Annotated in this window: 13 protein-coding genes and 1 pseudogene; 12 read left to right on the forward strand and 2 right to left on the reverse strand. The window is 64.9% G+C overall.

The genetic code is table 11. The features are described from left to right. Positions 1–2,196 (reverse strand): TonB-dependent receptor, encoded by a 2,196-nt coding sequence (locus ACVWVP_RS15125; RefSeq protein ID WP_457406900.1) that lies wholly within the window; start codon positions 2,194–2,196, stop codon positions 1–3. Between the two features lie 206 nt (positions 2,197–2,402). On the opposite strand from ACVWVP_RS15125, the gene ACVWVP_RS15130 reads away from it, so the two are divergent. The 12 genes from ACVWVP_RS15130 to gspD all read left to right on the forward strand — a co-directional run bounded on the left by ACVWVP_RS15130 (position 2,403) and on the right by gspD (position 13,286). Beyond that, the gene (locus tag ACVWVP_RS15130; RefSeq protein ID WP_178925243.1) at positions 2,403–3,443 is read left to right on the forward strand and encodes a LacI family DNA-binding transcriptional regulator; all 1,041 of its coding nucleotides are present in this window, start codon (positions 2,403–2,405) and stop codon (positions 3,441–3,443) included. 304 nt (positions 3,444–3,747) lie between these two features. Next, positions 3,748–5,445: a type II secretion system ATPase GspE gene (gspE, locus tag ACVWVP_RS15135; protein ID WP_457406903.1), complete on the forward strand. Its 1,698-nt coding sequence runs from the start codon at positions 3,748–3,750 to the stop codon at positions 5,443–5,445. Beyond that, on the forward strand, positions 5,442–6,635 hold the full coding sequence (gspF, locus tag ACVWVP_RS15140; RefSeq protein WP_457406906.1) for a type II secretion system inner membrane protein GspF: 1,194 nt from the start codon (positions 5,442–5,444) through the stop codon (positions 6,633–6,635). The genes gspE and gspF overlap by 4 nt, the downstream gene beginning before the upstream one ends. A gap of 13 nt (positions 6,636–6,648) precedes the next feature. Continuing rightward, positions 6,649–7,038 (forward strand): type II secretion system major pseudopilin GspG, encoded by a 390-nt coding sequence (gspG, locus tag ACVWVP_RS15145; RefSeq protein ID WP_178925249.1) that lies wholly within the window; start codon positions 6,649–6,651, stop codon positions 7,036–7,038. 7 nt (positions 7,039–7,045) lie between these two features. Then, positions 7,046–7,471: a GspH/FimT family pseudopilin gene (locus ACVWVP_RS15150; protein WP_178925251.1), complete on the forward strand. Its 426-nt coding sequence runs from the start codon at positions 7,046–7,048 to the stop codon at positions 7,469–7,471. After that, on the forward strand, positions 7,468–7,800 hold the full coding sequence (locus ACVWVP_RS15155) for a type II secretion system protein (protein WP_178925253.1): 333 nt from the start codon (positions 7,468–7,470) through the stop codon (positions 7,798–7,800). The genes ACVWVP_RS15150 and ACVWVP_RS15155 overlap by 4 nt, the downstream gene beginning before the upstream one ends. Then, the gene (locus ACVWVP_RS15160) at positions 7,797–8,378 is read left to right on the forward strand and encodes a prepilin-type N-terminal cleavage/methylation domain-containing protein (RefSeq protein WP_178925255.1); all 582 of its coding nucleotides are present in this window, start codon (positions 7,797–7,799) and stop codon (positions 8,376–8,378) included. The genes ACVWVP_RS15155 and ACVWVP_RS15160 overlap by 4 nt, the downstream gene beginning before the upstream one ends. Next, the gene (locus ACVWVP_RS15165; protein ID WP_457406909.1) at positions 8,375–9,076 is read left to right on the forward strand and encodes a type II secretion system minor pseudopilin GspK; all 702 of its coding nucleotides are present in this window, start codon (positions 8,375–8,377) and stop codon (positions 9,074–9,076) included. Before ACVWVP_RS15160 ends, ACVWVP_RS15165 begins: the two co-directional genes overlap by 4 nt. Then, positions 9,073–10,065 (forward strand): type II secretion system protein GspL, encoded by a 993-nt coding sequence (locus ACVWVP_RS15170; RefSeq protein WP_457406912.1) that lies wholly within the window; start codon positions 9,073–9,075, stop codon positions 10,063–10,065. The genes ACVWVP_RS15165 and ACVWVP_RS15170 overlap by 4 nt, the downstream gene beginning before the upstream one ends. Continuing rightward, positions 10,040–10,642, forward strand: coding sequence for a type II secretion system protein GspM (gene gspM / locus ACVWVP_RS15175; protein WP_178925261.1), 603 nt, complete (start codon positions 10,040–10,042; stop codon positions 10,640–10,642). The genes ACVWVP_RS15170 and gspM overlap by 26 nt, the downstream gene beginning before the upstream one ends. Further along, on the forward strand, positions 10,639–11,157 hold the full coding sequence (locus ACVWVP_RS15180; protein ID WP_457406914.1) for a hypothetical protein: 519 nt from the start codon (positions 10,639–10,641) through the stop codon (positions 11,155–11,157). The genes gspM and ACVWVP_RS15180 overlap by 4 nt, the downstream gene beginning before the upstream one ends. Before the next feature lie 5 nt (positions 11,158–11,162). Further along, entirely contained in the window at positions 11,163–13,286 is a 2,124-nt protein-coding gene (gene gspD / locus ACVWVP_RS15185) for a type II secretion system secretin GspD (protein ID WP_457406916.1), read from the forward strand. A 49-nt stretch (positions 13,287–13,335) separates the two neighbouring features. Here the strand turns inward: gspD and ACVWVP_RS15190 are convergent. Next, a pseudogene (locus ACVWVP_RS15190) lies at positions 13,336–13,524 on the reverse strand (hypothetical protein); the annotation flags it as partial.

Consider the following 13,524-nt stretch of genomic DNA (forward strand, 5'->3'; position numbering starts at 1 on the left):
TTAGAAATCCTTGCGCAGTTGCACGCCGAAGTAACGCTCATCGTCACGGGGCACGGCGCGGTAGATGTAGTTGCCGCCGCTGGCCAGCAGCGGGGAATAGGATTTGTCGGCGAGGTTCTTCGCCAGCAGCGCGACACGCCATCCGTTGCTGTAGTCGGCCAGGGCCACGCTGGCGTTCCAGATGCCGTAGGCGCCCTGCTTGGTGTCGACGTTCTGGCTGATGTCGTACTGCACTTCGCTCTGCCAGCTGTAGTCGGTGCCCAGTTCGATATCCAGGCCGTTATCCAGCGGGATCGTGTAGTCGGCGCGCACGTAGCTTTTCCAGTCGGGGCTGTACGGCAGCGGCTTGCCGTTCACGTTGCAGGTGGCCGCGGCACCCGCTGGGCAGGCGAACTCGTCGATGCGCGCACGGGTGTAGGCCAGGGCGCCAGACAGCTTGAGTTGTTGGGTGGCTTGCAACGCGTAGTCCAACTCGACACCTTCGGTGCTGACGCTGCCGGCATTGATCAGGCGGGTCACCACCTGGCCGGCGACGGTGTCGAAAAAGTTGGCTTGATAGTTGTCGTAATCGCTGTGGAACACCGCGAGGTTGGTGGTCAGGCGGTTGTTCCAGGCGGTGGCCTTGATCCCGGCCTCCCAGGTGTTGGAGGTTTCCGGCTTGAGCGCGTCGGTGTCACGCGGCTGCATGTTGAAGAACACGTTGTACGCCGGGCCTTTGTAGCCACGCGAGTACGTCAGGTAGCTGGTGATGCTGTCGGTGAGGTCGTACTGCACACCGAGGCGGCCGGACCAACCGTCTTCATCCACCGAGCCCGAGCTGGAGGTGGCCGGTTGAATCCCGCTGACCGTGGTGGCCGAGGTTGAGACGCGGCGGTGATCGTATTTGAGGTCGTCATGGGTGTAGCGCAGGCCGGCGATCCCGCGAAAGCGCGAGGTGAAGTTGAGCGTGGTCTCGCCGAACACCGCGTAGCTGTCGTTGGTGGTGCTGTAGTCGGCGATGCCACGGTCGGTGCGTGTGGTGGTGGTGAGTGTGCGTTGGTAGGTTTCTTCGTCCTTGCCATGCATGTAGTACAGGCCGCCGACGTATTCCAGGAACTCACCCTTGGGCGAGGCCAGGCGCAGCTCCTGGGAGTATTGGTTGAAGGCCAGTTGGCCTTTGTCGGCGGTTCCGGGGAACGCAGCGGTCACGGTGCCGAGGCGGTCGCCGTCCTGGTACTGGGTGTTGTCCCAACCCCGCCAGGCGGTGATCGAGGTCAGGGTGTAGTCACCCAGGTTCCAGTCCAGTTGCGCCGACACGCCCTTGTTGGTGTCGTCGACGTAAGTGCGGGTGTCGGTGTTGATGTCGCGGTTGTCACCGGTGGCGCGCACCGGGCTCAAGGCGTTGGTAAACGCAGGTGACAGGGACTTGCTCACCACCCCATTCGGCGCGTCGTCGTGGGACTGCATGTAGTCGGCGATCAGGGTCAGTTTCACGTCGTCGTTGGGGGTGAACTCCAGCTTGCCGCGAATACCCTTGTGGTTATAGCCGTTGACCTCCTGGCCGTTGTGATGGTTATCCACGTTACCGTCGTAGCTGCCGAACAGCGTGCTGATCGAGCCTTTGAGCACGTCCGGCACCAGGCTGCCGCCGATGCCGAACCGAGTGCGGCTTTCATTGCCGCTGTAGTAGGACTGGTCGATGTAGCCGTGGGTCTCGGCAGTCGGGGCCTTGCTGGTGATGTTCAGCACACCGGCCGAGGCGTTCTTGCCGAACAGCGTGCCTTGGGGGCCGCGCAGCACTTCGATGCGATCCAGGTCCAGCAGGTCAAGCGTCGCCTGGCCGGGGCGGGCGTAGACCACGCCGTCGATCACCGTGGCCACGGTCGGCTCAACGCCAGGGGAGGTGGAGATGGTGCCCACGCCGCGCACGAACAACGAGGTGTCCTTGTTGGACGCCCCCGTGCGAAAGTTCAGCGACGGCACCTGCTGCGCGATGCTTGCCACGCCGTTGCGGTTGTCGCGCTCCAGCTGTTCGCCGTCGAGTACCGAAACCGCCACGGGCACTTTTTGCAGTGACTCTTCACGGCGGGTGGCGGTGACCGTCACGGGTTTGAGGGTCGGCTCCGGCTCATCGGCCGCGAAGGCGCCGGAGACGGGCAGGGCGGTCAGCCCGGCCAGGACCAGCAGGTGTGCTCTGGCGTATTGGAAGTTGTGCATGGTGTGCCCGCTCAAAAAAAATGCCCTGAACCGTTGCCGTTCTGCGACGACAACGCCTGTAAATGTGTCTTTGGCATTCGCTTGAGCGAGTAGCAGACAGAACGCTTTGTTAGCGCTAACATCGGCATAGTGGTGGGTCTGATTTAGAGCGTCAAATACTAAAAAATTAGTCCTATATTCTTTTTGGTTTTTAACAGGATCGTCCCTTGAGCGAAGAAAAACCGCGCAAACGCCGTGGCGCCGGGCGTGTCACCTTAAACACCGTGGCGCGTCAGGCGGGCGTGTCGGCGATCACGGTGTCGCGTTATTTCAACCAGCCGGAGCAAGTGTCGCCCGAGCGGCGTGAGCGGATTGCCGAGGTGGTGGCCGAGCTGGGCTATGTGCCCAACCTGGTCGCGGGCGGCTTGGCGTCGGCGCGTGGGCGGATCGTGGCGATGGTGATCCCGAACATCTCGGGGCCGATCTTTGCCAATACCATCCAGGGCTTCAGCGACACCCTCAGCCGCCACGGTTACCAACTGCTGTTGGCGTCGAGCTACTTCAGCGCCGAACAGGAAGAAAGCGCGGTGCGTGCCTTCCTCGGCTGGTCGCCCGCAGCGCTGGTGCTCACCAGCCGATTCCACAGCGCGGGCACCGAAAAAATGATCGCCGACGCGGATATCCCGGTGGTCGAAACCTGGGACTACGTGCCCGAGCGCGAGCCCTTGCAGATCGGTTTTTCCCATTACGAGGTGGGCGTCACGGCGGCGCGCTACCTGCACGGCAAGGGCTACCGGCGTATTGCGTTTGTCCAGAACAGTGCGGCGGGCGACTTCAGCGCGTTGGAGCGGCGCGATGGGTTTACCGCCACCCTGGTTGAACTCGGTATGCAGCCCTGGGTGTTCGCCCCGGACGCCGATCGCGCGCCCTTCGAGGCGGGCAAGCAGGCAATGGACGTGCTGATGGGCCACGCCAACCCGCCTGACGCGATCTTCTTCGCCAATGACAACCTCGCCGCAGGTGGCTTGCTTGCCGGGCAGCGTGCCGGGCTCAAGATCCCGCACGACTGCGCCGTGCTGGGTTTCGGTGATTACCCGTTCGCCGAAATGTTGCTGCCGAGCCTGAGCACAATCAAACCGCCAGCCCTGGAGATCGGCGTATTAGCGGCCACGCGCGTACTTGAAAGTTTGGGTGTTTTGCCCTGTGATGACCAAGTTAAGCGCTTGAATCTATTAGCCTGCCATTTGATAGAACGCGAGAGCGCTTAATCAACTAACCCGACCTGTAGTGAGCGGGCTTGCCCCGCGCCGCGGTGTGTCAGGAAAAGTTGAGGCGTCAGGTCTCCCGCAGCACAGCCCAAGCCCAACAACCACAAGGCCTGCGCCAGGGCTGTCAGGGAAATCCGGGACAGATGATGGCCATTCATTTCAGTTTGTTTCCCCATCTCAGGAACTAGCGTTGCAACTTCCAGTCGATTAACCCGGCCAACTTTGTCTCCGGGCGTGGCTAACTAATGGCACTTATCAGTAGTTCCAAATAGCCATACTTTCTCGCAACCAGACAACCAACATTATGTCGTCAGCCCTTATCGATGCCTGCCACCTGCAGATACCGCACACCGATCAAGTGTGCGCGTGGCTGAGGCAGCACGCCGGGTTGAAAACCGTCGACCTGGAGCGTGCCCAGCGCCTGTCCACAGACGCCAGCGACCTGCTGGGCCTGCTGACACGCCTGGGCCTGGTGTCCGAGATCGAGCTGGCCAGCGCCTGGGCCCACCTGCTGGACGCGCCGCTGTTGTTGGCGGATACCGCGCCCCCGGTGCTCGACCCATTGCCCCCACTCACCGAACGCTTCATGCGCCACTATCAAGTGGTGCCCATGGGATGGAGTGCAGCCGGCCTGCACGTACTGGCCGCTCACCCGGCCCAGCACTATGCCTTCCAGGCGTTGGCCTACGCCTGCCAGGTGCCGGTGTGGCTGGCCGTCGGCCCGCGCACCGAAGTCGACACGCTGATCGAACGCTATTACGGCCAGGGCCGTTCGGCCATGGGCACCCTGATTGAGAACCTCGATGAGCGCAGCGGTGCGCTGGAAGAAATCGAACACCTCAAGGACATGGCCTCCGAAGCCCCGGTGATTCGCCTGGTCAATCTGATCCTCCAGCGCGCCGTGGAACAACGCGCCTCAGACATCCACATCGAACCCTTCGAAAACCAGCTCAAAGTGCGCTACCGCATCGACGGCGTGCTGCATGAGGCGGAGGCGCCACCGGCCAGCTCTTCGGCGGCGGTGATCTCGCGGGTGAAGATCATGGCGCGCTTGGACATTGCCGAACGCCGGCTGCCCCAGGACGGGCGCATCATGCTGCGCATCCAGGGCAAGGCGCTGGACTTGCGGGTGTCCACCGTGCCCACCAGTTTTGGCGAGTCGGTGGTGATGCGCCTGCTTGATCGCCAGACCGTGCAGTTCGATTTCCAGCACCTGGGTTTCGACGGCCAGCGCCTGGCGGCCTTCCTCGACTTGCTGGAACGGCCCCACGGCATCCTGCTGGTGACCGGCCCCACCGGCTCGGGCAAGACCACCACGCTGTACACCGCGTTGTCGCGGCTCAACACCGCCGAGCGCAAGATCATCACCGTGGAGGATCCGGTGGAATACCAGCTCGAAGGCATCAACCAGATCCAGGTCAAGCCCGCCATCGGCCTGGATTTCGCTGGGGCGTTGCGCTCCATCGTGCGCCAGGACCCGGACGTGATCATGATCGGCGAAATCCGCGACCTGGAAACCTGCCGCATCGCCATCCAGTCGTCCCTCACCGGTCACCTTGTGCTCTCCACCCTGCACACCAACAGCGCCGCCGCCAGCATTACCCGCCTGCTCGACATGGGCGTGGAAAGCTACCTGATCGCATCGACCGTCAGCGGCATCCTCGCGCAGCGCCTGGTGCGACGCCTGGACCCGGCCACGCGCACGGCGTTCGAAGCGCCCCCGGAACTGATCGCAGAACACGGCCTGGACCGCCTGACCGACACCCGCCCGATCCTGCTTTACCGGGGCCGTTATGAAGGCCGCAGCGCCCTCACCGAATTGTTGGTGATGAACGACGAATTGCGCAGCCTGCTGATGCGTCATGCCGACGCCGCCACCCTGGAGCAGGCTGCACGTCGCGCCGGTTTGCGCACCTTGCATGAAGAAGGTTTGCGCCAGGCGCTGGCGGGCGTCACGTCACTGGAAGAAGTGTTGCGCGTCACCCGGGGAGAGGGCGCGTGAGCCTGTTCAAGTTCCGTGCCCTGGATAGCCAAGGGGCCGCTCACAACGGCACGCTTGAAGCCAAGGACCAGACTGCCGCTGTTGCCCTCTTGCACAAACGCGGCCTGCTGTTGCTACAGATCGAGTCGGCGGGCGGCCTCAGGTCGAACGCCACGCGCGGGCAGTTGAAGGGTGCCTCCCTGGTGAGTTTCACCCAGCAATTGGCGACGCTGCTGGGCGCCGGCCAGCCCCTTGAGCGCTCGCTGGGCCTGCTGCTCAAACAACCCGGCCAGTCTCAAGTGCGAGCATTGGTCGAGCGCATCCGCGATCAGGTCAAGGCCGGCCAGCCGTTGTCTGCGGCACTGGAGGCGGAGGGCGGCTTCTCGCCGCTGTACGTGAGCATGGTGCGCGCCGGTGAAGCCGGTGGTGCGCTGGAAGGCACCTTGCGCCAGCTCAGCGACTACCTGGAACGCAGCCAGTTGCTGCGCGGTGAGGTCATCAATGCGCTGATCTACCCGGCCTTTCTGGTGGTCGGCGTGCTGGGGTCCCTGGCGCTGTTGCTGGCGTATGTGGTGCCGCAGTTCGTGCCGATTTTCGAGGACCTCGGCGTGCCGATTCCCCTGATCACCGAGGCGATCCTTGCGCTCGGCGAGTTCCTCAGCCGCTATGGCTGGGCGGTGCTGGCCGGGTTGCTGGTGATTGCCTGGGGGCTCGCCGCTCGCCTGCGCGATCCCCGGCACCGGGAAGCGTTCGACCGGCGCCTGCTCGGTGTGCGCCTGATTGGCCCGCTGTTGCAACGGGTCGAAGCCGCCCGGTTGGCGCGCACCCTCGGCACCCTGCTGAGCAACGGGGTGGCGTTGCTGCAAGCCCTGGTGATTGCCCGGCAAGTCTGCAGCAACCGTGCGTTGCAGGCGCAAGTCGCGGTCGCGGCCGAGTCGGTCAAGGGCGGTGGCACCCTGGGTGCGGCCTTTGGCACTCAACCCCTGTTGCCCGACCTCGCCCTGCAAATGATTGACGTCGGCGAACAGGCCGGGGAACTGGACAGCATGCTGCTCAAGGTCGCTGACATTTTCGACGTCGAAGCCAAGCGCGGCATCGACCGCCTGCTCGCTGCCCTGGTGCCGTCGCTGACCGTGGTCATGGCCGTGCTGGTGGCGGTGATCATGCTCGCGATCATGCTGCCGCTGATGAGCCTCACCAGCCATTTATGAAGGAGCAGACCCCATGAAGACTTCACGCCGCCAAGGCGGTTTTACCTTGCTCGAAATGCTCGCGGTGATCGTGCTGCTGGGCATCGTCGCGACCATTGTGGTGCGCCAGGTCGGCGGCAATGTGGACAAGGGCAAGTACGGTGCCGGCAAGGCCCAGCTCGCCAGCCTGAGCATGAAGATCGACAGCTATGCGCTGGACGTCGGCTCGCCGCCCGGCACCCTGCAACAGCTGGTGGACAAGCCCGGTGGCTACGCCAAGCCTTCGGACCTCAAGGACCCCTTCGGGCACGCCTTCGGCTATCGCTTCCCGGGTGAACACGGGCCTTTCGACCTGATCTTCTACGGCCGCGACGGTCAACCCGGTGGCGAAGGCTACGACGCCGACCTGGGCAACTGGGAATAACCGGGCCATGGCCCAGCGCGGCTTTACCTTGTTGGAGATGCTGGTGGTCATCCTGTTGATCAGCCTCGCCGCCAGCTTGCTCGGCCTGGGTGTGCGCCAGGGGCTGCAGGTCGCCAAGGAGCGCCGAGCCGTCGGGCAGATGGTGGAAGCGTTGCGTGCCACCCGGGCCGGAGCAATTATCGGCGGCCAGGCGGCGCGCACCGAGTTTGACCTGCCCGCCAGGACGTTCCAGGCACCGGGACGTGCGCGGCAGCAATGGCCCGAGCCATTGCAGGTGACCTTGCACACGGCCGAGCAGGTGGGGCCGGCTGTCGAGTTCTACCCCGACGGCAGCTCCACCGGGGGCAACCTCCTGCTGGCCAGCGGCACCCGGCGTTGGCGCATCGACATCGGCTGGCTCACCGGCAGCGTGCAGTCAAAGGCCCTGCCATGAAGCGCCAGGCCGGTTTCACCCTGCTGGAAATGCTCGCCGCACTGACGCTGATGGCGGTGTGCAGCAGCGTGTTGCTGGTGGCGTTCGGGCAGAGCGCGCGCTCGCTCTCCCAGGTGGCCCACAGTGATCGGCTCACGCACGCCGCGCTGTCGATTTTCGATCAGGAGGCGGCGGGGCCGTTGAGTGTCGGCGTGCGCCAGGGTGAGCTGGATGGCATTCACTGGCAACTGAACTGCACCCGCCAGCAACCCCAGGTGTTTCGCGTCGACCTGAGCCTCAGTGAGGGCCCGCACCAGGCCCGTTTCAGCACCCTGAAGGCGCGCCTGTGAAGCGCTGCGAGCAAGGCTTCACGCTGCTGGAGATCCTGGTGGTGCTCAGTCTGCTCGCCGTGTTGCTGGTGCTGGTGGGTGGGGCATTGCTGGGGGCTAATCGTGCGGTGTCCAAGGCCCAGCGTTACACGGTGAGCCTGGACGAAGTGCGCGCCGCCCAGCAGTTCCTGCGCACGGCAATCGGCGAAGCGCTGCCGTTGAGTGGGGTGGACGAGGCGGCTGTAACGGAAGGTTTTTTTGTTGGTGCGCCCGAGCATGTGCAGTTTGTCTCGACCTTGCCTGGGGTACTGGGTGGCGGGATTCAGCGCTTCACCCTGCAACGGGTCGAGCAGACGTTGCAGGTGGCGTTTCCTGGCCGCGAACCCCAGGTGTTGCTGCACGACCTCGACAGGCTGCAAATGAGTTATCGCGGCGTCTCCCCGTTGGGCCAGGCCACCGGCTGGCTCGATGCGTGGCCGTGGCCCAGGCGCTTGCCCTACGCGGTGCGCATCGCGGCCCAGCTCAACGGGCCGGTGCCCTGGGTGACCCAAGTGATTGCCCTGCGCTTGGACCTGGCCAGCGGGGCGACGGGAGAATGAAGCGTCAGCGCGGTGCGGCCCTGCTGCTGGTGCTGTGGGTGCTGGCGTTGCTCAGTGTGTTGCTGGGCGGGCTGGTGGGTTGGGTGCAACTGGAAAGCCGCCAGGCCCTGTGGTTTCGTCAACATACCCAGACCGTCCTGGCCGCCGAAGCCGGCATCGCCCTGGCCATGACTGACCCGCGCCGGGTGGCCGATGGCCGTGAGATCGGCCTGACGTTCGACGACGCCCACCTGCACGTCAGCCTGCGCAGCGAGCGCGGCAAGTTGTACCTGGTCAACGCCGAGGCGGATGACTTCATGCGCCTGGCCCTGGCGTGCGGGGCCAGCCAGGCCCAGGCGAGCGCGTTGGCCAAGGCCCTCGAAACCCGCCGCAACAGGGGCCTGGCGCCGTTTCGCGTACTGGAAGAAGTGCGCCAGCTGCCGGGCATGACGCAAGCGCTCTACAGCCAACTGCTGCCTGAAATCACCTTGTGGAGCGACCTGGATCGCCCCGACGCGGCCTTTGCCAGCCCGCTGATGCGCAAGGCCCTCAACCTGCCGCAACAGAAAGCCGAGGGCGCCGACCCTGGCCTGGTGCTGCAGGTCGACAGCCGCGCCGAGCGCCCGGGCGGGTATCAGGCGCGCGTGCAAGCCACCGTTTTATTGAGCCCATCGGAGGACAGCGCACAACCCTATCGGGTAGTGCGGTGGCAAGAATGAATCGACTGGAACCCATCGCCCGACATTGGCGCGGCAGCCTGTTGCAACAGGGCTGGCGCCTCTGGCTGGCTGAATTGCGCAGCTGTGTGCCGGGCTGGCTGGCCCTTCACGAGCCGCCCGAGCAACGTCATCACTGGCCGTTGAGCGAACCGGTTGCGCCGGGCAACACGCGCCAGGTGCTGGTGTTGGCCACCGACGCCGTGTTGCTGCAAACCGTGCAGTTGCCCCTGGCGGCGGCGCGCAACCTCACCGCCGTGGTGGGCTATGAGCTGGACCGCTACACCCCGTTCAACGCCGACCAACTGTACTTCGTCGCGCAGCCGCTGCGCCGCGCACCCGCCCACCTGGAGGTGCGGCTGGTGGCGATCCTGCGCGAGCACCTCGACCAGATCCTTGCCGACTGCACTGCCCTTGGCCTGCAGCCCCACCGCGTGGAAGTGGGCGACCTCGGTGTCGACTTGCTGCCCGCGCCGTTGCGACCGCGCCAGCACCCACCGGGCAAGGGCTTGCAGCGCAGCCTGCCGTGGCTGTGCGGGGCCTTGCTGATCGCGGCGATGCTGCTGTGGCTCAACGATCGCCAGCGCGTGCTCGACGTCATGCAGGCCAGCGTCCAGCAACAGAAAGCCCAGGTCGCCGAGGTGCACACCCTGCGCCAGCAACTGCTCAACACCCGTGGCGCGGCGCAGTACCTCACCCGCCGCAAACTGACGCAGCCCCCGCTGGCCGCGCTGCTCAATGACCTGACCACTTGCTTGCCGGCCGACACCTGGATCGACCAGTTGGACGTGAAAGACGGAGAAGTCTCGTTCTCTGGGCAAAGCGCCAAGGCCAGCGGCCTGATCACCCGGATCAAAGGCTGCCATCGCCTGGAAAACGCCCAGTTTGAAGGGGTTATTCAACCGGATGCGCGCACCGGCAAGGACCAGTTTGCCTTGCGCGCCCACCTGCGCCAGGAGGTGGCCGATGCGCCGACCCCTCACACCCCGTGAACGTCGTGGTTCGGCGTTGCTGATTCTGGCGCTGGTGGTGGGCGCCGCCTACTGGCTGTTGATCGACAGTTGGTTCGCCGGGCCATTGCGCGAGATGGGCGAGCGCGCCGATCAGCTGCGCGAGCAGCAGCAACGCTATGCCGGCGTGCTGCGCCAGGGCGATGCGCTGCGCGCGCAATTGCAGCAGGCGCGCGAGGACCCGGCCAGCAGCACCAGCCTGTTGCCGGGGGACGATCCCGACGTGGTCGCCGCCGACCTGATGCAACGCCTCGCCGACCTGATCAACAGCTATGCCGACCTCGGCGGCGGCTGTCGCCTGACCCAGCGCAAACCCATCACCCCGGAGCAGGATGACGGCGAGCCGTACCGCCAGGTCAAGGTCAGCCTTACGCTGAACTGCGCCATCGAACCCTTGGAGGCGCTGTTGCATGAACTCGAATACCAGCCACCGTTTCTGTTCGTCGATGAGTTGCGTATCCGCCGCAGCCAGCAGGCCCCGGCCAGTGGCGGTGCGGGGCAACTGGTGGTGCACCTGCTGGTGCGCGGTTACCTGCAACCGGCGCGGGTGACGCCATGACGAGCGTACTGCGGCCCCTGGAATGGGGCCTGCTCGGCCTGGCCGGGTTGCTGGGTGTGTTGATGGCGGTAATCCTCAGCAGCATCGGCGACGAGCCGCGGTGGCTGCCGGAACCCAGCGCCCCGGCCCAGCCTTCGAGCCGTGTGCAAACAGCCCCGAGTATCGCGCTGCAAGACCTGGCCGCCACTTGGCAAACCCCGCTGTTCAGCCCTGATCGCAGCCCCGACCGTGTAGTGGGCAAGGCCCAGGTGTCGAGCCTGGCCAACCTCACCCTCAGCGGAATCATGATCACCGGCAACCTGCAGATGGCGATGCTCAAACCGGCCAGTGGCGCGCCCCTCACGGTGCGTCTGGGCCAGACGCTGCCCAACGGCTGGCGCCTGGAACACCTCACCCCGCAATACGCCCGATTCAGCCTGGACGGCCGCACCCAGACCTTGAGCCTCTACGCCAAGCGTTTGCCACCGCCGTCCAGCCGCCCCCCGATGACTTTGCCCCGCGAGCCTCTCCCTTGATTGATATGCGCACCTCAACGTTTTGCCTGGCCACCGCTCTTGCCTTGGGCGGCTGCGGCTCCTTTCCAGACCGCGCCGATCCGGATGAGGACCTGATGCACGAGGCCCTGCAGGGCACCGGCACACAACGCCCGCCGCTCGAGCAGTCGGCGGCCGAAAGCCCGCAGCCGTCGATAAAAACGCCACCGCAGCGCCAACTGATTCGCGGCAGCCAACAGTTCGTGCGTGCACCCGGTGCGGCACCGAGCGCACAGGAGGAGGGCGGCGACATCGTGTTCAACTTTGCCGACCAGCCCATTGAAGCCGTGATCAACAGCGTGATGGGCGACCTGCTGCACGAGAACTACAGCATCGCCCAGGGCGTGAAGGGCAGCGTGAGTTTTTCCACCTCCAAGCCGGTGAGCAAGCAGCAGGCGCTGTCGATCCTCGAGACCCTGCTGTCCTGGACCGACAACGCCATGATCCGCCAGGGTTCGCGCTACGTGATCCTGCCGGCCAACGAGGCCGTGGCCGGCAAACTGGTGCCGCAGATGCGCGTGGCCCAGCCGCCCAGCGGGCTCTCGGCACGGTTGTTCCCGCTGCGCTATATCTCAGCCACCGAGATGCAAAAACTGCTCAAGCCTTTCGCCCGCGAGAATGCATTCCTGCTGGTGGACCCGGCGCGCAATGTGCTGAGCCTGGCCGGTACGCCGGATGAGCTGGCCAACTACCAGGACACCATCGACACCTTTGACGTGGACTGGCTCAAAGGCATGTCGGTGGGCGTGTTTGGCCTGCAACGCGCGTCGGTGGCCGAGTTGATGCCTGAGCTGCAACACCTGTTCGGCCCCGACAGCGGCATGCCCCTGGCGGGCATGTTGCGGTTCCTGCCGATCGAACGCACTAACTCGGTGGTAGCAATTTCGTCCCAGCCGCAGTACCTGAGCGAAGTGGGGGATTGGATTCGCACCATCGACGAAGGCGGCGGCAACGAGCCGCAGATGTATGTCTACGACGTGCGCAACATGAAAGCCGCCGACCTGGCCAAGTACCTGCGGCAGATCTACGGCACCGGTGCGATCAAGGACGACACGCCGGCCAAGGTGGCGCCGGGGTTGCGCACCACCACCCTGGCCTCGCCCGGCATGGGTGGCTTGCAGAACACACCCCCAGTGCCAGATGAGCCGGAACCTGCGCCCGAAGAAAAGACCGTCGCCCCCAGCAGCGACCTTGAAGCCGGCACACGGATCACCGCACAACAGAGCAGCAATCAACTGCTGGTGCGCACACGCCCGGCGCAATGGAAGGAGATCGAAGCGGCAATCAAACGGCTCGACAACCCGCCACTGCAGGTGCAGATCGAGACGCGCATCCTGGAGGTGAAACTGAGCGGCGAACTGGACCTGGGCGTGCAGTGGTACCTGGGGCGCCTGGCGGGTAATTCGGCCAGCACCACGGTGGCCAACGCCTCCGGCAGCCAGGGCGCACTGGGCGGTGGCGGGGCGGGGTTGGGGGCGACGGACTCGTTGTTCTATTCGTTTGTCAGCTCCAACCTGCAAGTGGCGCTGCATGCCCTGGAAAAGAACGGGCGCACCCAGGTGCTGTCGGCGCCGTCGCTGGTGGTGATGAACAACCAGCCGGCGCAGATCCAGGTGGGGGACAACATTCCCATTAGCCAGACCACTGTGAATACCGGTGTGTCGGACACCACGTTGAGCAGTGTGGAGTATGTGCAGACGGGGGTGATCCTGGACGTGGTGCCACGGATCAACCCGGGTGGGTTGGTGTACATGGACATTCAGCAGCAGGTCAGCGATGCGCAGGATACGGCGGCTAACAGCGATACGCCGGTGAACCCGCGGATCTCGACGCGCTCGGTGTCGACCCAGGTGGCGGTGCAGAGTGGGCAGACGGTGTTGCTGGGGGGGTTGATCAAGCAGGACAACGCCGAGGGGGTGAGTGCGGTGCCCTATTTGGGGAAGATCCCGGGGTTGCGCTGGTTGTTTGGGAGTACCAGCAAGTCCAAGGCGCGCACGGAGTTGATTGTGTTGATTACGCCTCGGGTGGTGACCAACAGTGGGCAGGCGCGGCAGGTGACGGATGATTATCGGGAGCAGATGCGTTTGTTGCGGGTTCCGGTGGGTCGGTAGATTGGGGGCATATCCGTTATTTGGGTGATGGCCGCCTATGGTTCCGCTCTTACAGCGGCTCACTTTTGAAAAGCGCAAAAGTAAGCAAAACGCTCTTGCCCCAACACTCGGCACCTCGCTTAGGCTCGGTGTGCCCGAACGCAGGCTTGAATCCGTGGGCCGCCGCCACGCGCCATCCATGGCGCGGGGCGGCTAACCCGGCGTCCTGCCGGGTTACCCACGGATTCAAGCCTGCGTT

The organism is Pseudomonas sp. TE24901 (genome assembly GCF_054058375.1).